The sequence below is a fragment of the Bradyrhizobium sp. LTSP885 genome, from assembly GCF_000938305.1.
Classification (GTDB): domain Bacteria; phylum Pseudomonadota; class Alphaproteobacteria; order Rhizobiales; family Xanthobacteraceae; genus Bradyrhizobium.
The window spans coordinates 119,386-142,601 of sequence record NZ_JYMT01000012.1 but is presented as its reverse complement, the minus strand read 5'-3'; the positions used below and the strand labels follow the sequence as shown (position 1 = coordinate 142,601).

Genomic DNA, 23,216 nt, shown 5'->3' with positions numbered 1-23,216 from the left:
GACAAATGGATTTTATGGAGCCACGATGAGCACAGTTCTGGTCACCGGAGGATCGGGCTTCGTAGGCAGCCATTCCATCCTGCAGCTTTTGTCAGCGGGTCATGAGGTGCGTGCCACCGTACGAAGCTTGGCGCGTGAGGGTGGCGTACGCGCCATGCTGAAGGAAGGCGGTGCCGAACCGGGTGACCGCTTGTCCTTTATCGCAGCGGATCTCGAGAGCGATGCGGGGTGGCCGGAAGCCGTCGTCGGCTGCGATTACGTACTGCACGTGGCCTCGCCCTTTCCGTCTGGCGCACCCAAGCACCAAGACGAATTGATCGTACCGGCCCGTGACGGGACGCTCAGGGTGCTGCGCGCCTCGCGCAACGCTGGCGTCAGACGCGTGGTGGTGACGTCCTCCTTCGCCACGGTCTGCCATGGCCACAAGTCACGAAAGGAGGCGTTCGACGAGACCAACTGGGCTGACGTCAGCAGCGGCGACGTTGATCCATATGCCAAGTCGAAGATTCTTGCCGAACATGCCGCTTGGGATTTCGTCTCCAAAGAAGGCGACGGCCTCGAGCTCTCTGTCATCAATCCGGTAGCCGTGTTCGGTCCGGCCTTGGGCCCGAACGTTTCGACCTCACTCGGCATCGTCAAGTCGATGTTGGACGGTGCAATGCCCGGCTGCCCACGGATCTATTTCGGCGCGGTGGACGTTCGGGATGTCGTCGATCTGCATATTCGTGCGATGACCCATCCCTTTGCCAAGGGCGAACGCTTTATCGCCTCCGCCGGCGATTGCATATCGCTGTATGACGTCGCCAAGCTATTGAAGTCGCGCATGGACGCGCACGCCCGGAACCTGCCACGCTTTCAACTACCGGACTGGCTGGTGCGCCTCGCCGCGCTGCTGGATCCGCGCGTGAAAGAGGCCATTCCCCATCTTGGCGTTGTAAGAAACGCGACCAGCGAAAAAGCCGAGCGCATGCTGGACTGGGCGCCACGTTCGAAAGAGGAGGCCATTGTTGCCAGTGCTGAAAGCTTGGTCAAAGGCTGGTCCAGACCGGCCTTGCAGTGATCGAAGGAAGAGTTGATACGATGTATCGGAAATTTCTGTTGTGAGGAGGCCGGCTCATGAAACTGACTGGCAATCTTGTTCCCCTTTCATTGTCCGATTCAGCGCTGACGGTCGCATCTGTCGAGGACTGTCGCGCCTTGGGCCGAAGCGTTGCCGCGCACTGGCTTGCCCATACGCCCTTGCCTCTGATCGATACGACCTTGACGATGGAACAAGCTGAGTGCGCAAGGTCCGAATTCCTGAGCTGTTTGCAGCCACTGCTTGGAGCGCCACTTGGGTATAAGGCTGCAGCGATCACACCGCCCGCCCAACGCGATCTCGGCATTCATGAGCCGCTTGGCGGTGCGTATCTTGCGGGTATGTTCCGCATGCTCGATGGCAACGACGCAGTCGTGGCAGCGGCTTATGGGACGCGGCCAATCGTCGAAGCCAAGCTCGTCGTCACCGTGCGCGACGAGGGGATCAATGATGCGCGCACCCCGGCCCAAGTGGCACGACACCTAGCTTACGTCCTGCCGTCAATTGAGCTTGGGGACAGCCTGGTACAACCGTCGCAGAAACTGACCGGGGCGATCTTGACGCTCTACAATGTCGGTGCACGCGCGATGCTGAACGGTCCGCCGATTGCGTTTGATACCATGTCACATGCCGATGCACTTCGAGAGCTGGTCGTAACGACACGTGACGGCACTGGAAAGATCCTCGAAGTCGAACGCGGCACGTCCATCATGGGTGATCCGCTTCAGGCCGTGTTGTGGATCATCCACGACCAGAACGCCCGCGGCGTACGTCTCAGGGCGGGTGACCGGTTGGGGCTGGGTGCGCTCTCGCGCGTCCGACCGGCGCCGGGGCTAATATTTGATACGACCTGGGAAGGGCTGCAAAAGGAGCCCGTGAAACTGACGGTCAGGTTCGAGTGATGCCAGTTTATTCCGAGCCCAAAATCATCGCCGCGTTTGACAATAGGCACCTTCCGCCGAATTGCTCCGGTGGAACCTGCACGATTTGTGGAGTAGGGATCAATTCGCGAGAGCGCGTTGTACGGCAGGCCGGGCATTGATCGCGTCGATCCAACGGTCGATGGAGGGAGTCTCCGTCAGTTGTCCGTTCGAGAGCCTCTTAACGTCGGCCAGCATGCCCGCCGTGGATGTGAAGGTCGGAATATCGGCAATCGTGTAGTCCTTCATCAAATATTCGGATTCGCCAAGCCGCTTTTCGAGCAGATGAAAAAGCCTGACAGCTTCGCTGACAAATCTGTCAAGCACGGCGGGCGGAGTTTCGTCGGCGCGATCGCCAAAATAGTGCACCTGTGGAAGGGTGGACCCGAGCCCCGTAACGGACCAGACCAGCCACGCCAGCGTTCTTGATCGATCGGGATAGAATGTCGGCAGGAAGCGACCGCATTTTTCGGCAAGGTGAATCATAATGGCGCCGGTCTCGAAAACTGCGGTCGATTGTCCGTTCGCATCGGTATCGACAATCGCGGGGATTTTATTGCCGGGCGAAATGGCCAGAAATGCAGGTTCAAACTGCTCTCGCTTTTCGATATCGACAAGTTTGCTTTGATAGGGAAGGCCGGACTCTTCAAGCATGATTTTGGCTTTTCGCGCGTTGGGGCCGGGATACGTGTAGAACGTTAGCATTGTATCTTCCTGTATTGGGTTGCGGGCAGATGAGCGCGTTCAAGCCGCGACGATTGCATTGCGAAACGATGGAAGGCCGATGATCTCGACCTTGTATCCATCCGGGTCTTCAACGAAGGCGATCTCGAGAGGATCGACTTTCATTGGCCCGGGTTTGCGAACCAGTTTCACGCCACGCGTCTCGAGCGACGCACAAAATTCATAGATATCCTCGACACCAATCGCGACGTGGCCATAGCCGTTGCCGATCTGGTAATTTTCATTCTGATCCCAGTTATGGGTCAGTTCGACGACGGCGGTTTCGTCTTCGCCTGCATAGCCGAGATAAGCGAGCGTGAAGCGGCCATCTTCGTAACTCTTCTGTCGCAGCAGCCTCATTCCGAGGTCTTTCGTATAAAAACTCAACGACTTATCCAGGTCCCGAACGCGCATCATCGTATGCAATACGCGCGGGCGGTTGGATGTTGTTCCCTCCATTTTTTTCTCCTTTGAGTGACAGGCCCGCAATGCTGCAACGCAGCTTGGATAAAATACGTTGACATCCCATTGGTTGGGATGTCAACTAATATTCGAAGCCAAACCGATCTGCCTAAAAGTGAGGTTGGAATCAAGCGACGCCCCGCAGCGTGACCGTCGAAACAGGGAAGGAAACATCATGTTCGTCAGAAATTGCTGGTATGTTGCCGCATGGAGCACGGAGCTCTCGCAGGACACTCCTGTTGCTCGCAAGATACTCAACGAGCCGGTGGTGATGTTCAGGACAGCCTCCGGAAAGGCCGGTGCTCTGGAAGACCGCTGCAGGCATCGCGGCCTGCCGTTGTCGGCCGGGGAGGTCGATGGTGAGGTCATTCGCTGCGGATATCATGGACTGGAATTTGCCGTTGATGGGGCCTGTGTGAAGGTTCCAGGCCAGGACTTGATTCCGTCCTCGTGCAAAGTGCGAAGCTATCCATTGGTCGAGCAGGATGCGGTGGTGTGGATCTGGATGGGCGATCCGGCTTTGGCCGACCCGTCAAGCATTGTCGAATATCCCTGGCATCGACCGAATTCAGGCTGGGCCTGGAAGAGCGACACTTACCTGATCAACTGCCATTATGAGCTGTTGCACGACAATCTCCTCGATTTGTCACACCTCGGTTACGTTCACCAGAAAACCATCGGCGGCGATCCGAATACCCACGTCAATGCTGAGATGAAAACGACGCGGGTCGATAACAACGTTCGTGTTGTTCGCTGGATGCGCGATTCCGTTCCGCCTCCAACCTACGTCAATGCCGTCGGCTTCACGGGGCGCGTGGACCGGTGGCAGGAAATTGAATTCTGGCCCGGAACTCTGCGCATCTGGACTGGCGCGACCGAAGTCGATAGCGGAGCCTATGAAGGCAAACGCGACGGCGGCTTCCAGCTTCGAATTTTTGACGGCATTACCCCCGAGACCGAAGATACGGCGCTCTACTTCTGGTCGTCCGCACACAACTTCAAGATTGATCAGCCGGATGTCACTAATCAAATTTTTGAAGAGATTGCGTATACTTTCAATGAAGACCGCTGTGTGCTGGAGCTTCAGCAAAAGCGGCTCAATGATGACCCGATGAAGAGCATTGTGGACATCAACGCCGATATCGGCGGCATCCAGGCGCGGCGCATCATTCAACGGCTGATCGAAAAAGAGGCCGCGACTGCCCCAACCGCGGTCGCCGCCGAATGAGCGCGGTTCAGTCCTGCAGAGATCAAGAGAGCATCGTGTGGCATCCCGTCTGCGCAGCCGCGCGCGTGACCGAATCCGATCCGGTTGCGGTCAAAATCGGGAACAAGCGCATTGCTGTTTACCGGCTACCGGACGGTGAGCTTTCAGCGCTGGACGATGTGTGTCCTCACGAGTTTGCGTTGCTGTCGAAGGGGTTTGTGGAAGATGGAGAGATCGAGTGCCCGTTGCACCAGGCACGTTTCGAGATTCGATCCGGAAAATGCCATGGACCTCTGGCCGACCGAGACCTTCACAAGTTTCCGGTGAAGGTCGAGGGCGGCGACGTCTACGTCGCCATTTAGGGGCGCCTATGGAAGAAGCGGGCAGGAGCGTGTGGACCAAACCATGAGGCCATACGACATCGTTATCGTTGGCGGGGGGCAGGCGGGTCGGCGCGCTGCGGAAGGGGCCCGTGCCGCGAACCCGAGTCTCGGCATTCTGATCGTGGGCGACGAACCGCACCTGCCTTACGATCGGCCGGCGCTCTCGAAGGCTGGTCTTCGTCAATCTGATTTCGAAACGCTGTGTATTAAGCGTGATGCGACGTTCTATTCGGCACAACGCATTGATTTGCTGCTCAACACCCGTGTCGCGCAAATAGACAGAAGCTGTTGCCGCATTGTCTTGTCCAATGGAGATGTTGTCGGTTTCGGATCGCTGGTTCTGGCGACGGGGTCTAGCAATAAACGCCTCAAGGTGCCCGCAACAGCTTCAGATCGCGTCCGCTATTTGCGGACGCTGGATGATGCACGGCTAATCTCGGCTCGTTTGGGGGCTGGGAAAAGGGTGGCGATCGTCGGTGCCGGGTTCATCGGATTGGAGGTGGCTGCGGTCGCCCGTGATCTCGGCTGTGAGGTTATTGTCTATGAAGCTGCGCCGCATGTTCTGGGCCGGGTCTTGCCGGCCGAGCTGTCCTCAATAGTCGAAGAGCTTCACACCAGCCACGGCGTCGTGCTTCGCCTGTCGGAGGCGATCTCGGACATTCAACTTGCTTCGCCAGGCGTTCGGATTGTGACGCCGAAGAGCAGTGATCTGTTCGATCTCGTGGTGGTGGGGATCGGCGTGAGCCCCAATGCCGGGCTTGCCGAGCAGGCAGGCCTCGTCGTGGATGATGGAATTGTCGTCGACCAAACTGGCAAGACGTCGGACCCCCGCATTTATGCCGCGGGAGAAGTCACCCGGCATCCCTCACCTGGAACCGGCCACAAGGTTCGTCTGGAATGTTGGCAAATCGCGGAAGAACAGGCCTTTGCAGCGGGTGCGAGCGCGGCTGGCGTGGCGACGCAGTACAACGCGATCCCCTGGTTCTGGTCGGACCAGTTTGGTCGCAACATCCAGGTTTTGGGCCTTCCGCATGCGAACGATCGGCTGGTGTTCCGGGGCGAGGCGGACGGGCCGAGAAAATGCGTTATTGCCTTGAATGACAAGAATCAGATGACCGGAATGATCGCATTTGACGCTGGCCGCGAAATCAGCGGTGGCCGCCGGCTCATGACTTCAGGGCGCGCCGTGTCCGTCGATCGCCTCACCAATCCTTCAATTGGCTGGAAAGAACTTCTGTCCTCGTGACTTCAGATACGCGCTGCTCTTCGACACCAGCAGCCCGACATTCTCCCGTCGTTTAAAATGAGGGTAAACCATGAAAATCCGACCGCTGATAATCGATTTTCCCCAGGCAAAGATCGACGATATCTTTCGACGTATCCGCAGCTTCGACTGGGCCGGCATGGCCGCGGCCGAGGGTTGGAGTAACGGAACAGACGTCGCGTTCCTGAGGGACCTGACGCAGTACTGGGTTGAGACTTACGATTGGCGCGCGTCCATCAAGGACATCGGTCGTTTCCATCATCAGCTTGCGACAATCGACGGCATCGACCTCCATTTCATCAGAAGCAAAACGGCTAGAACCTCTCAGGTCCCGCTGGTGCTGATTCACGGTTGGCCTGGCTCATTCTTCGATTTCCTGAAGATTGCCGATCGTCTCGGAGATGATGACGGGGAGGTCGTTATCATCTCAATCCCGGGATTCCCGTTTTCGGGAAGGCCCCCCGCTCCGATCGGGCCGCGTCTCATCGCCAATCTGATCGACAAGTTGATGGTGCAGGGATTGGGCTATCAACGTTACCTGGCGCACGGCGGCGATTGGGGAAGTATTATCGCGACACGGCTCGGTCATGAACATGCGGATCATTGCGCGGGCATTCACCTCACGATGGTGAGTGCGCGTCTTGTTGCGGCTCATGCTGCAAGCGAAGAGGACAAGGCCTGGCTTTCAGCCTTTATGACTCGCTTCGAGGACGACGGGGGATATTTTCGACTGCAGTCCACCCGGCCGCAAACGATCGGATACGCGCTGCAGGACAGTCCGGTCGGGTTTGCAGCCTGGCTGGTCGAAAAGTATGCCGCCTGGGCGGATGTGGCCCGTGATGCGGCCGGCAGGCCCGACCTGTTCAGCGCGATCAGCCGCGACGAATTGTTGACGAGTATCATGTTGTTTCTGGCTACTGATAGCGTTGCGACGTCGACATGGATCTATCGTGGCTTCGCACGCGAAAATCCGGTGGCGCTTCCCCCGGGAGAGCGAGTTAATGTGCCGGTGGCGGTGACGGCGTTTGCCGACAAGGCTTTTCCGATCACGCCCCGAGGTCTGGTTGAGAAGGTCTATAATGTCGTGGATTGGTCGGTTAAGGACAGCGGAGGACATTTCCCAGCTTTGGAGGTCCCCGACCTGCTTGCGGCCGAACTTAGGCGATTTATGAAAAATTATGCTCCGCTCCCGTGACGTTGAGCGTAGATTTCCCCCAAAAGGACGAATGGCATGTGTTCTACCGAGCGCCCCAGGCAAAAGGGGAAATTAAATCATTTCACTCCAGCTGAAGGGCCGGCCAAAAAAGCGCTCAATCTGGATCGCTATGCCACTTACTTTTTCACGACAATCACCAACAAGCTGTCGAATGGTGCCTCCAGGCTCTATCTCAAGGAGTTTCAGATTGGTGTCGTCGAATGGCGCGTGATCGCGATGCTGTGTATCGAGCCCCGCATTCCGGCGATGAGAATCACCCAGGTCATTGCAATCGACAAAGGTTCCGTCAGCCGCGCGGTGACGTCCCTGCATAAGCAGGGATACTTGCGTGAAATCGTCGATGAAGTCGATGAGCGACGAAAAAATCTGGAACTCACCGCGGCGGGGTACAAGCTTCATAACCGCATCATCAATCTTGCTCTCGAACGCGAGAGACGCCTGCTGTCCGGCTTTACCGACAAAGAGGTTGATGTTCTCCTCGAATTTCTCAGTCGAATTCTCGGCAATATGGCGAGCGTCAATTCCGTCGAGAACGAAGCGCGGCCGGCGAGGGCGTCTCCGGCGATCAAGGGTTTCGGCCGAAATGCCGGCAAGAATGCGCGTTAAAACGTCGGGACCCGTTGAATGTTCGGTACGACGGAATGCCGCCACAACGCTTCGTTATGGCTTCGTTTTGGTAACGGCAGCATCGGCAGTCACGAGCTGGTAGGCGCTCCAAGGTCTTAGCATGGGCGGAGAATATGGCACCAGCGCCACCTATCTCAGCGAGATGGCGCCAAGCGAACGCCGCGGTTTCGATCTGGTGGGCCTGACGGCCCACGCAGACAAATTCCCGGGGCAGTTGTCGGGCGGTCAACAGCAACGCGTGGCGATAGCCCGCGCGTTGTCGATGGACCCGATTGCTATGCTGTTCGACGAGCCGACCTCGGCGCTTGATCCGGAAATGATCAATGAAGTTCTCGACGTGGTGGTCGAGCTCGCGCAGGAGGGCATGACGATGATGTGCGTCACACACGAAATGGGGTTTGCCAGGAAGGTCGCGCATCGCGTGGTCTTCATGGACCAGGGCGCGATCGTGGAAGATGTGGCGAAGGAGGAGTTCTTTGAGAAGCCGAAATCCGATCGGGCAAAAGAATTTCTAGCGAAGATTTTGCGTTGACCTCGTGGCAAACCGCGGCGGATTTCGGGGATCTGGCAGATTCCTAAACCTCGCGACGTTTTCAACCAGCTCGAGCTGAAGGCTACGCCGCTGGCGAGAGCCGCGTCGCGTGGACGGCGATAACGCCGTGTGCCTGCCTCATCGTCAGCCATCTGAAGAGATTCCGGACGCCGGGGTGAGTCGCGATGAGACATTTCCGGTGCCGCAAAGATTGTCATCGCGTCCATCAAGGGCGGCGCCGCTCAGGCAGCGGCAGCAGGGTCAATAAAGTCGCTTGCATACAAGTGAGTTTGATGACAGGCTCGGTCTGGCTGTTGAGCGGGGGCATGATGGAAAAGTCGATATCCGCGGACGTTGGTCAGTTGCTTGCCGGGGAAGGCAGCGCGCCGCTGGCTCACACCATAACCCTGCGCTACGGTCTGGAAGACAAACCGTCTCCGACCGCGGCAATCCTGTTTGGAGCACAACATGTGCTCATCATGTTCTCCGCCATGGTGGCCTCGCCATTGGTCATCGGGCAGCTTCTCGGTCTTCCGGCGGAGTTGCGTGCCGCACTTATCACGGGCGTGATGCTGGGATGCGGGGTAGGGACCCTGATTTCGGCTTTGGGCGTTGGCTGGGTTGGAGCGCGCCTGCCGTTGCTGCTTGGTGCCTACACCGTTTATATCGGTCCGGTCGTTCAAATCGCCAAGACAGAGAGTCTGGGCGCAGCTGCAGGGGCTCTGCTGATCGGCGGAGTTGTGCTGCTGGCAATCAGCCCGATCATCGGCAAGATCCGCGGGCTTTTTCCGCCGATTGTCGTCGGATCGCTGCTGATTATTACGGGCCTTACATTGATAAAGATCGCGATGAACGTCGCTTTCGGAGTCAATACGTCCTACTTCGGACAGCCAATAACGGTCATATGTCTGCTGGCAAGCATCGTCCTGATCACAGTAATCGCGGCGCTGGGTAGTCAGTTAGTGAGGTCACTATCTATTTTGATTGCCCTGGTCGCGATTTACATCGTCGGTCTTCTGATTGGGTTGGGTAATTTCGCCAATGTGGCTGCCGCGCCTTGGTTCCGAGTACCCAGCTTCCTGCCCTACGGCATCGCCTGGCCGGGCGTCGGCGGCCTGACAACGATCATCATTTACCAGGTGGTCGCTGCGATCTACACCATGAGCATAACCATCGCGCTATGCGTGATGATCCAGGTGGAGCCGACCGAACGCCGCATCCGTGGTGCGGTGGCGGGAGATGGCTTGGGGTCGATGATCGCCGTCGTTTTCGGAGGCGTGCCTCTGATCTCCTACGATCAGAACGTCGGCGCTATCTCCTTGACCGGTGTAGCCAGCCGTTACGTTGTCGCGATATCGGGGGCAATGCTCGTCTGCATGGCGTTTTTGCCAAAGATAGGTGCGGTGGTCGGCATGATCCCTCCCTTCATGCTGGGCGGAACACTTGTCTTCATGTTCGGGATGATTGCCGTAGTAGGTATCAAAATCGTGTCACAGGCGTTGGAGGAGCAGCGTGACGTGCTGATACTCGCGGCCTCCGTCGGCCTCAGCATGGTCGTAAATCTGGCCCCTGCTCAGGTGTTCGAGGTCTTTCCGGCAGCACTCCGCATATTGGCCGCTGATGGAATTGTGGTCGGCATTCTTGTTGCGGTCCTGCTGAATTTGATGCTTCCACCCGGAAAGCGCGCCGTTGCTGGTTGAGCAACACCAGATAGGCACAGATCCAGGACGGGCGGAACATCGTCCGCGCATCTGGCTAGCCGTCGCCTGTCGGTCACTCTTCGGGAGCGTCGTCCTCGCTGGCGACCAAAAGGCTCAAAAGCGAGATCAACTGCTTGCGCTGGGTCGCTGTCAGAGGCGCCAAGGTTTGTTCATTGGCCCGGGTCCCCATTTCTATCGCGTTCCCGATCAGCATATGGCCTGCAGCCGTCAGGTCGATGATCACCCGCCGTCGGTCTTCCTTATTCTTGGCGATCGAGATCAGCTTTCTGGCCTTGAGCCGCCGGATCACGCCTACCATCGAAGCTGTATCCAGGCCGACTGACCGGCCAAGCTGATTTTGCGAACATGCCCCTGTGGTTCGGAGACGAGCCATAGTGGCGAACTGAGCTTGTGTGAGCCCCAGGTCCATATTCTTGAAGAATATGTCCGTGTGCTTCTGCATCGCCAGGCGAAGGCGGAAGCCGACCTGCTTGTCCAGATCGTAGGACGAGCCAGTGTCTGCCGGGAACGCCAGGACGGTTGCTTTTGGATTGACTTTCATTGCGTCCGATATGATTGGCTGGTCAATGAGCTAAGCGAGGCGGGTTGAATCCGCCGAGCGCGCCACTCTCAGATACGAGGCTATGACCGACGAGAACCATAAAATCTCCAGATCGGAGCCGTGAGGCCCGGCGAGTTGAAAGCTGAACGGTAGGAGCTCCGTCGAGCCGTCCGCTGGCTGGAGATCGGGCAGGGCCACGACAGGCGCTCCACACATATTCAACAGAAACGTTTCATAGATCATCGCACGCAGCACGGGAAGCTCCAATCCTCCGACTTTCACGGTTTTCTCATGAACTGCCGGAGGACAGGTCGGGAGTGTGGGCAAAAGCAATGCATCGACGCGCGCAAAGACGTCCGAAAACCGTCTCCTGGTCTCGCTAAGGACGTAACGCGCGTATTCGAGCCTGGACTCAGGGAGTTTGTCCGCCAGGTTCAAGGCGCGAACGGCAGCCGTGCCAAGCATGCTTCTCTCGCTGGCAGTCAGGCCCTTGTATACCCTTGATGCCTCCATCATCGTTATGATGCCGTGGGCTTCGATCGCCGCTTCACGCTCCGGCAGTTCGACCGGGACTACAGTGTGCCCCAGCGACCGCAGCAATTCCGCAATACGGGCGAGACCGCTTCTCACGGAAGCGCATCTGAAAATTGGCTGCTTCGCTTCAACACCGACGCGAAGGTACTGTCGCTTGGAGTGTTTGGGAATATCATGCGCGAAGCCCAACAGCACTTGGGACGCGTTAACCAGCAGATCGGACGAGCGCGCCAAGAGCCCAAGATGATCGAACGTCCGCGCCAGCGGCCAGACGCGACTAAGCGAGACCGCGTCAAAGCTCGGCTTAAAAGCGTATAGGCCGGTGCACGCTGCGGGAATCCGTATGCTACCGGCGGTGTCGGTTCCGATGGCGAAATCCGCTTCGCCCGAGGCCACCGCGGCCGCGGCTCCGCCGCTCGAGCCGCCGACGATGAGGTCCTTAGAGACGGGATTTGACACCCCGGGAGTCGTCACGCCGAAACCGCCAGCATCGGTACAAGTCGTGCCGACGATGACCGCCCCGGCGTCCAGCAGAAGCTGGACGGCGGGCGCCGTGTAGGGAGCCCGCCGGTGCAGGAACAGAGGATGTCCGGCGGTGAAGCGAAAGCTCTCCACCGCAATGTTGTCTTTGACCGCCAGCCTGGCTCCGTGAAGCAGACCATGGTCTGCCCCGGCCAGGATCCGGCGTTCCATAAAGCCGTCGGACGAGGTCATTCGGCGGCCTCAGGGTTCGATCAACGGTCGCGAACCCGATCCATCAGCGACTTTTCCTGGCCGCCATCGATCTCGATCATTGTGCCGTTGACGTAGTGGGTCAGCGGAGATGCCATCATCGCGACGAGGTTTGCGACTTCCTCGGCTTCAGCGATCCTGCCCATGGGGATTGACGAAGGCGCGAGCTTATCTGCTTCCTCGTAGGAAATTTTCATGTCACGCGACATGGCCTTGACAAGGCCGTCCCAGCGTTCGGTGCGGACCGGGCCAGGATTCACGGCAACAAACGAAATGCCGTGTTTGCCGTACTGACCGGCCAGCGATTTGGTGAGGTTTTGTCCAGCGGCGTTGGCAGCGCCCGGAGCGATCTCCCAGTACGACGGTTTGATGCCATCGTTTCCGATGAGATTGACCACGCGGCCGCCGCCCTGCTTGACCATGATCGGAATGGCGTAGCGCAGGCACCGGACATAGCCCATGAACTTCAACTGCAGAGCTTGATGCCAATCGTCTTCCGTAAGCGTCTCGATCACGCCACCGGGCGCAGACCCGGCATTGTTGATCATGATGTCGATACGACCAAGCGCCTCGGCCGCCTGCTTCACGAAATTCGCGGCATCCGCGTCCTTGGTCAGGTCGGCCGGAATGGCGACAATCTTTCGACCGGTCGCCTTGGTCAATTCGGCCGCAGCGGCTTCCAGCGGCTCCTTTCGCCGAGCGCAGATTGCGACATCGACGCCTTCGTTGGCGAGCACCGTCGCGATCGCGCGACCGATTCCCTCGCTGCCGCCCGTGACCAATGCCTTCTTGCCCTTGAGTTGCAGGTCCATCGTAGTTTCCCTTATGTTTGCTGACTAATTATCGGCGGAAAGTGCCGGAGTGGTCTTCTCGAAGCCGTGCCTTGAGAAGCTTTCCCATCGCGTTTCGTGGAAGTTCGCCAACCACGAAGATACGCTTTGGAGTCTTGTACGCGGCCAGGCGTGATCTGACGGCCGCGATAATTGAGGGTTCATCGAACGCTGAAGCGGGCATCGACAATTCGACGGCTGCAACGACCGCTTCGCCGAAGTCGGGATGCGGTACGCCGAAAACCGCCGCGTCCTTGACGGCGCCGACACGGCGGAGTTCTTCTTCTACCTCCGCTGGGTAGACGTTCAGCCCGCCCGATATGACGAGGTCCTTTTCGCGCCCGAGAATCCGAACGCAGCCAGTGTCGTCGATCTCGGCCAGGTCGCCTGTGATGAACCAGCCGTCATTGGTAAAGGCATCGACTGTCGCGGTCGGATTTCGCCAGTAGCCGGCGAAAACATGCGGGCCGCGCGTCTCCAGTACCCCAATGCCGCGCGGCGCACGGCGTCCGCTCTGGTCGGTTATTCGTATCTCGACCTCAGGTAGCGGCCATCCGACCCAACCAGTGCGCTCGGTATGGTCCCGAGGAACGGCGACAACGATCGCTGCCTCGGTCGAACCATATCGTTCTATGATATCGACGCCAGTCTTGGCGGCGAACTTTCGAGACAGGTCGACCGGAAGCGGCGCCGAGCCCGAAATTGCCAACCGAAGCTTTGCGACTGAGGAGATTGTGACGGAAGGCTCATCCAGCAGTCTGGAATAGTGGGTCGGCACGCCCATCAGGACCGTGCATCGGGTGAGCGCAGACAGCAGCGCCGCGACATCAAAGCCTGGCAGCAGAAGAACGGAGCCACCGGAGGCGATCATCGTGTTGATAGACGTAAGAAGGCCGTGCGCGTGAAAGATTGGAAGCGGATGAGCGAGCACATCATCCTTCGTGAGTTGCCACGCCGACGCAAGCGATCGGGCGCTGTGCAGTAGATTGTGGTGTGTTATCACGGCGCCTTTTGGCTTGCCGGTGGTGCCTGAAGTGTAGAGAAGTGCGGCTGCTCCTTCCGGGACCGACGTGATCCTCGCGGTTTCGAGGCGAGCAGATGATACGTCGCTTGCCGTCGACGGGATTACTTCAAGCCGTACGCCAGCGTTCCGGGCCAAAGGTTCCAGCCGACTGTGCTCGTCCGGTCCGCAGAACAGCAGTTTAGGTTGGGCGTCCGTCAGGAGCGAGCCGAGCTCGTGATCAGTGTAGGCGTTGTTCAGCGGATGGACGATGGCTCCCGCCCAAAGACAGCCATGGATGAGCAGAATGGCATCGACGCTCTTTGCAAGCCTGAAGGAGACGCGATCTCCCGGTACGACACCGAGCGAGGCGACCGCCCCGGCGAACCGCTTGATCCGATCGAGCGCCTCGCGGGTCGTCAGAGACTTGCCATCGGGCTCGACGTACAACACGGAGTCGGGATCGCGACCCTCATAGATATCCACTATGACGTTCTGCAGCTTGCCCATGCTCAGCGGCCGCGGAAGATGGGAGGACGTTTTTGGGCGAAAGCCGCGCGACCTTCCTCGTAGTCGAGGCTTGCGTCGGCGCGGGCGGCAAGTTCGAGGACTGCCGATGAGATGCCTGTTCCGTTTGCATGCTCCTGGATCGAAGCTTTGGCGGCTCTTTGGGTCAGAGGAGCGAGAGAGGAGGCTAGTTCGGCCAGTGTGTTCGCACACGTCGCGGACGCTCCGGGCGCCACTAATCGATGGATAGCGCCGAGTTCAAAGGCGCGGGGACCGGCCATGCGCGCGGCAAGGAGGAGCATTTCGCTGGTTGCGCCCTTGCCGAATATTCGAACGAAGCGGGAGATGCCCCGCGGATCGTAACCTAACCCAAGCCGCGCGGCCGGAACGGCGAAAAAGCTCTCCCTCTCCGCAACCCGAATATCGCATGCACATGCGAGAGACGCGCCTGCGCCGACGCATGGACCTGAGATGGCAGCAATGACGACCTGTGGCAGCTGCTCCAGGGCGCGGAGAGTGGACTCGACGAGGTCGTCGTAACTTTGTGCGTCGCTGCGCTTTCTCGCGCTGTCGAAGCCGGCTATGTCGGCTCCTGCGGAAAATACCGAGCCTTCGCCACGGATGACTAAGGTACGAAGCGTTGCGTCTGCCTGGGCACTGTCCGCAAACGATCGCAGTTCCTCCCACATGCCGGCGGAGATCGCGTTGCGGCGACCGGGATTGTCGAGAACAATTTCGGCTTTCCCGTCCGTGCGCCTGATGCGGATGTTGGCGGTCGTCACGGCTGGGTGTTCCGTGTCCTGTGCGACGTCCAGGCGTTCAGCGCAACAGCCGAGAAGAGTTCGGAAAGTGCGGAGTTTACGGCGTGCGGCTCCTCCAACGTGGTCGTGTGGCCGGTTCGAGGCACCACGACCAGCGCAGCCTGCGGCACGGTTCGTTTCAGAAACAGGCTTCCATCCAGGCAGGGATGGTCTTCGTCGCCAACCAGCACGAGGAGCGGCAGAGTGAACGCTTCCAGAAGCGGCTTTAAGTCCCAGAGAGTGGGGCGTTTCTGCTGGAGATTGCGCATGGTGAGCGCCGATCCCAACGGGGAATGCTGAGCCAGCATGGCCTCGAAGTCGGCGAACCCTCTGGGGTCTTTTGCTTCAAACGTCGCCCGCATCGGGAAGCGCGCATATTTGGCGGCGGCCTCGGCGATTGGCTCGCGTTCAAACATCTGCGCGATCTGCTCGCATGCCAGCGCCGATTGCTCGCGATCCTCCGGTTTGGATCCCCAGCCGCATCCGATTGCCGCGATGGACAGGCAGCGGTCGGGGTGATGAATACCGACGTGCAGCGCTGTATAGGCTCCCATCGAATGGCCCACGATATGCGCCTTTTCGATGCCTAGCGCATCGAGAACGGCGATGACGTCGGAACGCGCGAGGTCCTGGCTGTAGGACTCTGGCGACGTGGGTACGTCTGACGGCAGATAACCGCGCGAAGCGAAAGTCACGCAGCGATGCGTGCGCGATAAATGTCTTACCTGCGGTTCCCATGCGCGGTGATCACCCGCAAATTCGTGCACGAAGATCACCGGAACGCCGGAGCCGGCCTCTTCACAGTAAAGCCGAATTCCGTCTTCCGTGAGGACTTCCACCACTTGCGACCTCCAGATCTTGCCTGAGCACGGCTAAGGTCATCATAAAAGTCGCTTGTACACAAGTGAAAATTGGAAGAGCGTCGATTCAACCACTTCATACGCGTTCTGGCGGCGACGCTTCAGGTGCAGAAGAGGCTCGCCGACATGCGTTCGCCTTGCAGGCCTCACTGCGGCCCCACGGTTATTTCGGATTTGCATCAGCTGCTCGGCCCTGCAGCTTGTTACCGTGCGCATCGTCGGCGGGCAAAAGCGAGTCGCGCGCGTATTCCGAAGCAGCAATCTATGCGGCGGCCTGCCAGATACCGTCACTGACCTGCTTTCGGCCGATATCGCACAGCATGTCGTAGAATCGTTCAGCGGCGACGCTGAGGGAGCGTGTCTTGGGCCGCGCAACCATCCAGGTAATCGACATTTCCGCGATTGGGCTCGCCGACACCTTGTGCTGTTGAAGTAAAGTGCGGACCCCGCATAACGGCAGGATCGTATAGCCAAGCCCTGCGATCACCAGGTCGGTCATCAAGGGAAGGGTGTTGGATTCGAACCTTACGTTGGGGTGTAATCCGTGAACGCCCAGGCTGTTTTCGACCACCAGTCGGAGGCTATTTGGACGCGTGGTCAAAATCAACGGCAGCTCCGCCAACGTCTTGACCGCTATCTGCTTGCGCATCGATAATTTGGCATCGGGAGGGCCAACGAGCAGCATTGGTTCGCGACCGAGAGGTTTTGCGTCGACGCTATGCAGAGGCTCATTCGTATTTATGATGGCGACATCCAGCATTCCGTTGGCAATGAGATCGCGGAGCTGGCCGCTGGTCTCCTCAACGATACGGACTGCGATCCGTGGATAAACTACGCTAAAGCCCCTGATGAGCGGAATCGCAATCAGACCGCGCGGCGAGGGCGGAATTCCAAACGCTACTTCGCCCGATGGTTCAACGGAAACTGCCGCGACGTCGTGCTTCAGCAGCCGCATTTGCCGTTCGATGCTTTGTAACCCCTCATGCAGTTGTTTGCCGGCGTCGGTGAGCATCATTTTGCGACCGCCGCGTACAAACAACGGCGTATTGAATTCCTCTTCGATCGCCTGGATTTGACGGCTGAGCGTCGGTTGCGACACCCGAAGCGATTGCGCCGCGCTGCTGAGGTTTCCGTTCTCGATCACAGAGAAGAAGAACTCAATCTTTCGACTGTCCATCGTCGCCGGCTCCAGTTTCCGCCAAGTATACACTTATTGAATAGAATGTATCCTATAAATGCGATTGATGCATGGCAGACTTAGTGCTTAGAATTTGACTGCAGATATCTTCAAGCTCCGCTGCAACTATCGACGTCGCACCCTTCTCATTGTCGAAAAATGCCTCGGAAAATACCGGAGTTACCGACACCGCGGCTCCGGAATATCTGTTCGGCAGGATTCCTCTGAACTGAATCGAGGTCGTCTTCGACAGGGTGAATACGGTGGGCGGGATTGAAAATGCCGAGGTGCGGTCAGCGTATCTCGGCCGCTGAAGACTCCTGGATCTTGAGGAAGCGACGATGGACGACGCGATCGACGCGGCAGGGCAGGGCATCGGTTCAAGCGTCCTACGCAAGGAAGATGACCGGCATATGCGGGGCCGGGGGCGGTTTATTCCCGACTTCAAAATGGACGGCCTCAGCGAGGTTGCGTTCGTCCGCAGCCCGCTGGCCCACGCGCTCATCGTGTCGATTGCCAAACCTGCGGGAGCCGCCGGGTGGGTATTCATTCGCGACGATCTCGCGGGCGTGAAACCGATACGCTCGGTCATGCGTGCCCCGGGCTTCCGGGCGTCCGACCACCATCCGCTTGCTCACGGCAAAGTCCGCTTCGTCGGCGAGCCCATCGCTATGTGCGTCGCGCCGTCGAGAGCGCTGGCCGAAGATCTGGCAGAATCCGTCGATGTCCATCTGGAAGAGCTGACGGCCGTGGTCGACGCCAAAGCCGTGAATGGCGGTCCCTACGTGCACGACGAATGGGGTGCGCACACCTTTCTCGAGACCTCGAGTGATAACGGTATCGAGGAGATCGCGAAGGCCGCCGCCGTGACGGTCAAACGCGAATTCCATATGTCCCGCCAAGTGGTGAACTCCATGGAGGGCAAGGCGATCCTGGCTTATTGGGACGATCTCAAGAGCCAGCTGGTCGTCTACACTTCGACCCAGGTGCCCCACATGATCCGTACTGGCATCGCTGAGCATCTGGGACTGGATCAGGGTGCGGTCCGTGTCGTTGCGCCGGATGTGGGTGGCGGCTTTGGCTACAAGTGCGTGCTGCAGGCGGAAGAGCTCTGCATCGCGTGGCTTGCAATGACTTTTCGGAAGCCATTTCGTTGGACCGAAGACCGGCGCGAGCACCTGACGTCAGGCGCCAACTGCCGCGAACATTTCTATTCGGTGACCGCCTATGCCGACGTCCGGGGCAAGCTGCTTGGCATCGATGCGGAGATCACCGTCGATGCCGGCGCTTATTCGGTATGGCCGTTTACGGCGTGTCTCGAGGCGACGATGGCCGCCGGCCATTTCCCTGGCCCTTATGCGTTCAAGGGCTATCGTTCGAAGTCCTGGTCCGTCGCCACCAACAAACCGGCGATCCTGCCGTATCGTGGGGTTGCTCGAACCGGCATCTGCTTCGCGATGGAGTTGACGATCGATGCCGTGGCGAGGGCCGTCGGCCGTGAACCCTGGGAGGTGCGTCGCGAGAATCTCGTTCCGGAAGACGCGATGCCCTACGTGAATCCGACCGGCAAGGTCTACGACAGCGGAGACTATCGTCGAAGCCTCGACATCGCGGTCAAGGAGATCGATCTCCCCGCGGTGCGCCGAAAGCAGGCCGCTATGGCAGACGGTGGGCATCTGATCGGAGTGGGATTCGCGAACTACATCGAGATGACGGCACACGGCACCAAGCTGTTTGCGGCCGTGGGCCTTCCGTTCGTGCCCGGTGCGGAACCGGCGACGTTGCGCTTCACGCCAGACGGCGGATTGGAAATCCGCGTCGGCGTGCAGTCGCACGGACAGGGCATGGAGACGTCGCTTGCGCAGATCGCGCATGAGGTGCTCGGCATCGATCTTGGCAAGATCGCCGTCGTTCACGGAGATACCGAGCTGACACCGTTCTCCACCGGGACCTACGCGTCGCGTTCGATCACGATGGCGGGCGGCGCCGTCGCGGAAGGGTGCAGGATCCTGGCAGAGCGGATGCGCCCGATCGCGGCCCACCTGCTGCAGTGCGGCGCCGACTCGGTCGTGCTGCGAGCGGGGACGTTCTACGGGCCGTCGGGCAATATCTCGGTGCCGGAAGTAGCCCGTACCTGGTACATGCGGCCCGAACAGCTTTCGGGAGAATTGTCGGTCTGCGGCCTGGAAGTGCTGGGCCTTTACAGGCCGAAGGTCGACACCGGGCAATACAGCTACGGGACGCATGCGGCGGTCGTTTCGATCGACCGTTTGACCGGCGCGCTCCGGATTCTCGATTACGTCATCGTCGAAGATTGCGGCCGTCGCGTTAACCCTCTGATCGTGGCCGGGCAGACCTATGGAGGGGCCGCGCAAGGCATCGGTACCGCCCTGCTGGAGGAGATGCAGTTCGACACCAACGGTCAGCCGCTTGCATCGACGCTGGCCGACTATCTGATGCCGGGCGCCGCGGAAATGCCGAATATCCGGCTCCATCACATCGAGACCCTGTCTCCGAACACGGCCTACGGCATCAAGGGCGTCGGCGAGGGCGGAGCCATTCCTCCACCGGCGGCCATCTTCAACGCAGTCAACGACGCGTTTGCCGGCACTGGGGTGGAAGTTAACACGACACCGCTGACGCCCCGGCGGCTATACGGCGCGATTGAACGATGGGAACTCGGGCGCCGGGGAGCAGGCGCGTGAAGCCGGCTCCGTTCGAATATTGGCGTGCAACTTCGATCGATGAGGCCGTGCAGGGGCTCGCGGCGAGTGCCGGGACGGCCAAGATCATAGCCGGGGGACAATCGCTCGGTCCGATGTTGAACTTGCGCCTCGCCCGCCCGAGCGTTTTGATCGATATCGCCGGCGTCACCGAACTCAAGCGCGTGCAGGATGTTGGCGGTAAACTCTTCATCGGCGCCGGTACGACCCACGCGGCGATCGAGGACGGAGTCCTGCCTGCGTCGGCCGCAGGGCTCATGCAGGCCGTCGCCCGACGCATCGCCTATCGGGCGGTCAGAAACCGCGGAACGATCGGCGGCAGCCTCGCGCATGCGGATCCGGCTGCGGACTGGATACTGGCGTTGACCGCTCTGGACGCGGCAGTTTCCGTTCGAGGCCCGAACGGAAAGCGTTCAGTTCCGGTGCAATCGCTGATGCGCGCGCCGTTCACGACGGTCCTCGCGGAAGACGAACTGATCGTCGGTATCGAGACGGACAAGTTGTCGTCCACGGCGGTCTGGTCGCACCAGAAATTCAGCCGGAAGGTCGGAAAGTTCGCCGATGCGGCCGCGGTGGTGGTCCTGGATGACACAAGCGGTTTCTGCCGTATCGTTCTGGGCACTCCCGATGCGCCGCCGGTCGTTATGCGGTCCTTGGCGGAAGCGCTTTTGTCGGATTCGAAACGACGGCTGCCGCTCGATGCTATCTACTCGGCTGTCCAGACGGCTGGCACTGCCGCCGATTCCTTCGATATTCAGCTTCAGACTACGGTCCTTGCCCGTGCCATCGAGAAATTGGTCCTTCAATGACCCAAAACATTTCCACCTCGATCAATGGGGCGCAGACCGGCGGGGACGTCGATCCGCGTACGAGTCTCGGTGACTTTCTCCGAGACGACTGTGGACTGACCGGTACGCATCTTGGGTGCGAGCACGGCGTTTGCGGCGCCTGCACGGTGATCGTCGACGATGCGCCGGTGCGCTCATGCATTCTCTACGCTATCCAGACCGACGGCCGTAAAGTTCGAACCATCGAAGGCTTCGACGACGACGAGGTGATGGCGCGCCTTCGCAAGGCCTTCTCGGTCCATCATGCCCTGCAGTGCGGCTTCTGCACGGCGGGGATGTTGATCACGGGTCGGGATATCATCATACGGTTGGGTGTGGTGGATGAAGACCGCATCAGGGAGGAACTTGCGGGCAATCTTTGCCGCTGCACCGGTTACGTAGGCATTGTGAAGGCAATTCAGGATGTGGCCATTCAGATGGAAGGGCCGGCCAAGACCAACCTGACGCCTCCTGCGACCGCGGCAATCACGCCGAACTTGGTGGCTCCGCCGATCGACGCGAGGCCGGTCGAGAGATCGGTAGCCGCCGCCGTTGCGGTGCCCGCTGGCGCGGTCGCCAAATCCGCGGCCGGCGGGTTTTCCGTGAATAGGACCATAGAAATCGCATACCCGGTCAAACAAGTCTGGAAGGAATTCGAAGATCCGTATGCTATCGCAGCGTGCTTGCCAGGAGCCGAACTGACTGAAACAGATGGAGACCGGCTGCATGGCCGCGTCGGGATCAAGATGGGGCCCATCAAAGCACATTTCGTAGGTGAGGCTTCGTACACGCGGCACGAGCTGAACAAGACTGGGTCGGTGATCGGCGGGGGCAGGGACTCGCTTTCGAACTCTCGCGCATCTGGCGAACTCCAATTCAAGATGTCGTCGGGTAAGCAAGAATCGACCGTGCTGGACATCCAGCTGACGTTTACACTGCAGGGTATGTTGGCGCAGTTCTCACGGCCGGCCATCGTCAATGATTTCGCAAGCTTCATCATCGAACAGTTTTCTGAAAATCTGGCGCGCCGTCTACAAAGTCGCGGCAATGTCAGAAAAATCAGTGCGGACGGCCTGAGTCTAAGTGGCTTGCTGCGATGGCAAGCTGCTCGCCTGTGGAGAAGATTGCTGCGCAGATCCGGTGGTTGACGAACGAACGCACGATAGCCGAACGGTCTTCGCTGATCCGTTCGTAGCGGCAAGATTGGGATTCGCGCTCAGGCAAAGCCGCCTCACAAAATGTTCGCGAGTTGACAAGCCTCGCAATATCACTAGTATACAAGCGATTAATGTCGATCTGAACGGAGGCCATTTCATGCCGCTGCGCTCAACCATTCTCGCGGTTAGCCTCCTCGTTTGCTCGATCTCTGCGGCGGTAGCTCAGAGTGAGCCATCATCGATAGTGATCGGGGTCCTCAACGACATGTCAGGCAATTTTGCCGACCAGAGTGGTCCGGGCTCCCTTGTTGCCGCCCAAATGGCGATCGATGAAGTCGGTGGAACGGTGTTAGGCAAGCCGATCAAGGTTCTCGGAGGCGATCACCAGAACAAGCCCGATATCGCCTCCAGTCTTGCTCGGCGTTGGTACGACCGCGAAGGTGTCCAGGTGATTGTCGACATGCCGAATTCCGGAACGGCGCTCGCCGTGCAGGAGATCGCAAGGAATTTGAAGCGGATCAACATCACGACAACAGCCGGCTCGTTGGCTCTTACCAACAAGAGCTGCTCTCCAACGTCCTTTCATTGGATGTGGGATACCTATTCCAACTCCTACGGTTTGGTGAAGGCGCTGGCACGCAAGAAGCTCGATACCTGGTTCTTCATCACTGCCGACTACGCATTCGGCCTCGCGCTCGAATCAGACTTCCGGAAAGCGATCGATCAGACAGGTGGCAAGACGTTGGGAGCTGTGAAGCATCCGGTGGGAATGCAGGACTTTAGCTCGCAGATACTGTTCGCCCAGGCATCGAACGCCCGTGCGGTCGTTGTGGCAAGCGGCGGTAACGACATCGTCAACACGCTCAAGACCGCCAACGAGTTCGGTCTGCAGAAATCAGGCGTTACGTTCGTGGCACCCGCGACGTTTCTCACGGACGTAAAAAGCATGGGCCTCGATATCGGACAGGGCCTGACTTACATCACCGGCTTTACGTGGAACTACGACGACGAGAGTCGCGCTTTTGCAAGGAAGTTTTTCGAACGCCACAAGGCTATGCCGACGATGGGGCAGGCCGGCGTGTACTCGGCAGTTCGCCACTATCTCCGTGCGGTTGCCGAGGCCAAAACGGTAGACGCGGACCTCGTCGCCGCGAAGATGAGAGAAATGCCTGTTAGCGACGCGGTCATTCGGCACGGTAAGATTCGGGATGACGGACGCTTGGTACATGACATGTATCTGGTAGAGGTGCCGCGTAAGGGTGACACGCAGGACCCTTGGGATCTCGAGCGCGTCCTGGATACGCTACCGGGTGATGAGATCTTTCGACCGCTAAGCGAGTCCGAGTGCTCACTCGTAAAAAAATGAAGAACCCTCGCTCGCGCCGAACGTCTTGA

General features: G+C 59.1%; 21 protein-coding genes and 1 pseudogene. 13 read left to right on the top strand and 9 right to left on the bottom strand.

Features of this window, described 5'->3' with window-relative positions:
* The first annotated feature begins 25 nt into the window (after window positions 1-25).
* Together UP09_RS08565 and UP09_RS08560 are read left to right on the top strand one after the other, a co-directional pair.
* Complete coding sequence (locus tag UP09_RS08565; protein ID WP_044537638.1) at window positions 26-1,060, top strand: SDR family oxidoreductase; 1,035 nt, start codon at window positions 26-28, stop codon at window positions 1,058-1,060.
* 56 nt (window positions 1,061-1,116) lie between these two features.
* Complete coding sequence (locus UP09_RS08560) at window positions 1,117-1,980, top strand: hypothetical protein (RefSeq protein ID WP_044537637.1); 864 nt, start codon at window positions 1,117-1,119, stop codon at window positions 1,978-1,980.
* 99 nt (window positions 1,981-2,079) lie between these two features.
* On the opposite strand, the gene UP09_RS08555 is transcribed toward UP09_RS08560, so the two are convergent.
* Together UP09_RS08555 and gloA are read right to left on the bottom strand one after the other, a co-directional pair.
* Complete coding sequence (locus UP09_RS08555) at window positions 2,080-2,703, bottom strand: glutathione S-transferase family protein (RefSeq protein ID WP_044537636.1); 624 nt, start codon at window positions 2,701-2,703, stop codon at window positions 2,080-2,082.
* 39 nt (window positions 2,704-2,742) lie between these two features.
* Window positions 2,743-3,180, bottom strand: a complete 438-nt coding sequence (gene gloA, locus UP09_RS08550; RefSeq protein WP_044537635.1) for a lactoylglutathione lyase — start codon at window positions 3,178-3,180, stop codon at window positions 2,743-2,745.
* Between the two features lie 178 nt (window positions 3,181-3,358).
* Between gloA and UP09_RS08545 the strand changes: the two genes are divergently transcribed.
* From UP09_RS08545 to UP09_RS08515, 7 genes and pseudogenes are all read left to right on the top strand, one after another.
* Window positions 3,359-4,411 (top strand): aromatic ring-hydroxylating dioxygenase subunit alpha, encoded by a 1,053-nt coding sequence (locus UP09_RS08545; RefSeq protein WP_044537634.1) that lies wholly within the window; start codon window positions 3,359-3,361, stop codon window positions 4,409-4,411.
* A 35-nt stretch (window positions 4,412-4,446) separates the two neighbouring features.
* On the top strand, window positions 4,447-4,752 hold the full coding sequence (nirD, locus tag UP09_RS08540) for a nitrite reductase small subunit NirD (protein ID WP_349643909.1): 306 nt from the start codon (window positions 4,447-4,449) through the stop codon (window positions 4,750-4,752).
* A 43-nt stretch (window positions 4,753-4,795) separates the two neighbouring features.
* Window positions 4,796-6,019 carry an NAD(P)/FAD-dependent oxidoreductase gene (locus tag UP09_RS08535; protein ID WP_044537633.1) on the top strand — a complete coding sequence of 408 codons (1,224 nt, stop codon included), beginning with the start codon at window positions 4,796-4,798 and terminating at the stop codon, window positions 6,017-6,019.
* A 70-nt stretch (window positions 6,020-6,089) separates the two neighbouring features.
* On the top strand, window positions 6,090-7,232 hold the full coding sequence (locus tag UP09_RS08530; protein WP_044537632.1) for an epoxide hydrolase family protein: 1,143 nt from the start codon (window positions 6,090-6,092) through the stop codon (window positions 7,230-7,232).
* A 36-nt stretch (window positions 7,233-7,268) separates the two neighbouring features.
* Entirely contained in the window at window positions 7,269-7,859 is a 591-nt protein-coding gene (locus tag UP09_RS08525; RefSeq protein ID WP_063840136.1) for a MarR family winged helix-turn-helix transcriptional regulator, read from the top strand.
* Window positions 7,860-8,052: 193 nt separating this feature from the next.
* Window positions 8,053-8,412, top strand: a pseudogene (locus UP09_RS08520) (amino acid ABC transporter ATP-binding protein); the annotation flags it as partial.
* Between the two features lie 293 nt (window positions 8,413-8,705).
* Window positions 8,706-10,112: a uracil-xanthine permease family protein gene (locus UP09_RS08515; RefSeq protein ID WP_044537631.1), complete on the top strand. Its 1,407-nt coding sequence runs from the start codon at window positions 8,706-8,708 to the stop codon at window positions 10,110-10,112.
* 73 nt (window positions 10,113-10,185) lie between these two features.
* Here the strand turns inward: UP09_RS08515 and UP09_RS08510 are convergent, their stop codons facing one another.
* The 7 genes from UP09_RS08510 to UP09_RS08480 all read right to left on the bottom strand — a co-directional run bounded on the left by UP09_RS08510 (window position 10,186) and on the right by UP09_RS08480 (window position 17,114).
* Entirely contained in the window at window positions 10,186-10,674 is a 489-nt protein-coding gene (locus UP09_RS08510) for a MarR family winged helix-turn-helix transcriptional regulator (protein WP_044537630.1), read from the bottom strand.
* A 30-nt stretch (window positions 10,675-10,704) separates the two neighbouring features.
* A complete protein-coding gene (locus UP09_RS08505; RefSeq protein WP_044537629.1) occupies window positions 10,705-11,922 on the bottom strand; it encodes an amidase in 1,218 nt (405 codons plus the stop codon).
* Between the two features lie 20 nt (window positions 11,923-11,942).
* A complete protein-coding gene (locus UP09_RS08500; RefSeq protein WP_044537628.1) occupies window positions 11,943-12,752 on the bottom strand; it encodes an SDR family NAD(P)-dependent oxidoreductase in 810 nt (269 codons plus the stop codon).
* A 28-nt stretch (window positions 12,753-12,780) separates the two neighbouring features.
* Window positions 12,781-14,280 (bottom strand): AMP-binding protein, encoded by a 1,500-nt coding sequence (locus UP09_RS08495; protein ID WP_044537627.1) that lies wholly within the window; start codon window positions 14,278-14,280, stop codon window positions 12,781-12,783.
* Between the two features lie 2 nt (window positions 14,281-14,282).
* Window positions 14,283-15,059, bottom strand: coding sequence for an enoyl-CoA hydratase/isomerase family protein (locus UP09_RS08490; RefSeq protein ID WP_044537626.1), 777 nt, complete (start codon window positions 15,057-15,059; stop codon window positions 14,283-14,285).
* On the bottom strand, window positions 15,056-15,919 hold the full coding sequence (locus UP09_RS08485; protein ID WP_197082640.1) for an alpha/beta fold hydrolase: 864 nt from the start codon (window positions 15,917-15,919) through the stop codon (window positions 15,056-15,058). The genes UP09_RS08490 and UP09_RS08485 overlap by 4 nt, the downstream gene beginning before the upstream one ends.
* Window positions 15,920-16,199: 280 nt before the next feature.
* Window positions 16,200-17,114, bottom strand: a complete 915-nt coding sequence (locus tag UP09_RS08480; RefSeq protein ID WP_044537624.1) for a LysR family transcriptional regulator — start codon at window positions 17,112-17,114, stop codon at window positions 16,200-16,202.
* Window positions 17,115-17,455: 341 nt separating this feature from the next.
* On the opposite strand from UP09_RS08480, the gene UP09_RS08475 reads away from it, so the two are divergent.
* The 4 genes from UP09_RS08475 (at window position 17,456) to UP09_RS08460 (ending at window position 23,187) form a co-directional block, all read left to right on the top strand.
* Window positions 17,456-19,819: a xanthine dehydrogenase family protein molybdopterin-binding subunit gene (locus UP09_RS08475; RefSeq protein WP_044537623.1), complete on the top strand. Its 2,364-nt coding sequence runs from the start codon at window positions 17,456-17,458 to the stop codon at window positions 19,817-19,819.
* Entirely contained in the window at window positions 19,816-20,646 is an 831-nt protein-coding gene (locus UP09_RS08470; protein WP_044537622.1) for an FAD binding domain-containing protein, read from the top strand. Before UP09_RS08475 ends, UP09_RS08470 begins: the two co-directional genes overlap by 4 nt.
* Complete coding sequence (locus UP09_RS08465; RefSeq protein ID WP_044537621.1) at window positions 20,643-21,812, top strand: xanthine dehydrogenase family Fe-S subunit; 1,170 nt, start codon at window positions 20,643-20,645, stop codon at window positions 21,810-21,812. Before UP09_RS08470 ends, UP09_RS08465 begins: the two co-directional genes overlap by 4 nt.
* A 166-nt stretch (window positions 21,813-21,978) precedes the next feature.
* Window positions 21,979-23,187 (top strand): ABC transporter substrate-binding protein, encoded by a 1,209-nt coding sequence (locus UP09_RS08460; RefSeq protein WP_044537620.1) that lies wholly within the window; start codon window positions 21,979-21,981, stop codon window positions 23,185-23,187.
* Window positions 23,188-23,216 lie beyond the last annotated feature (29 nt).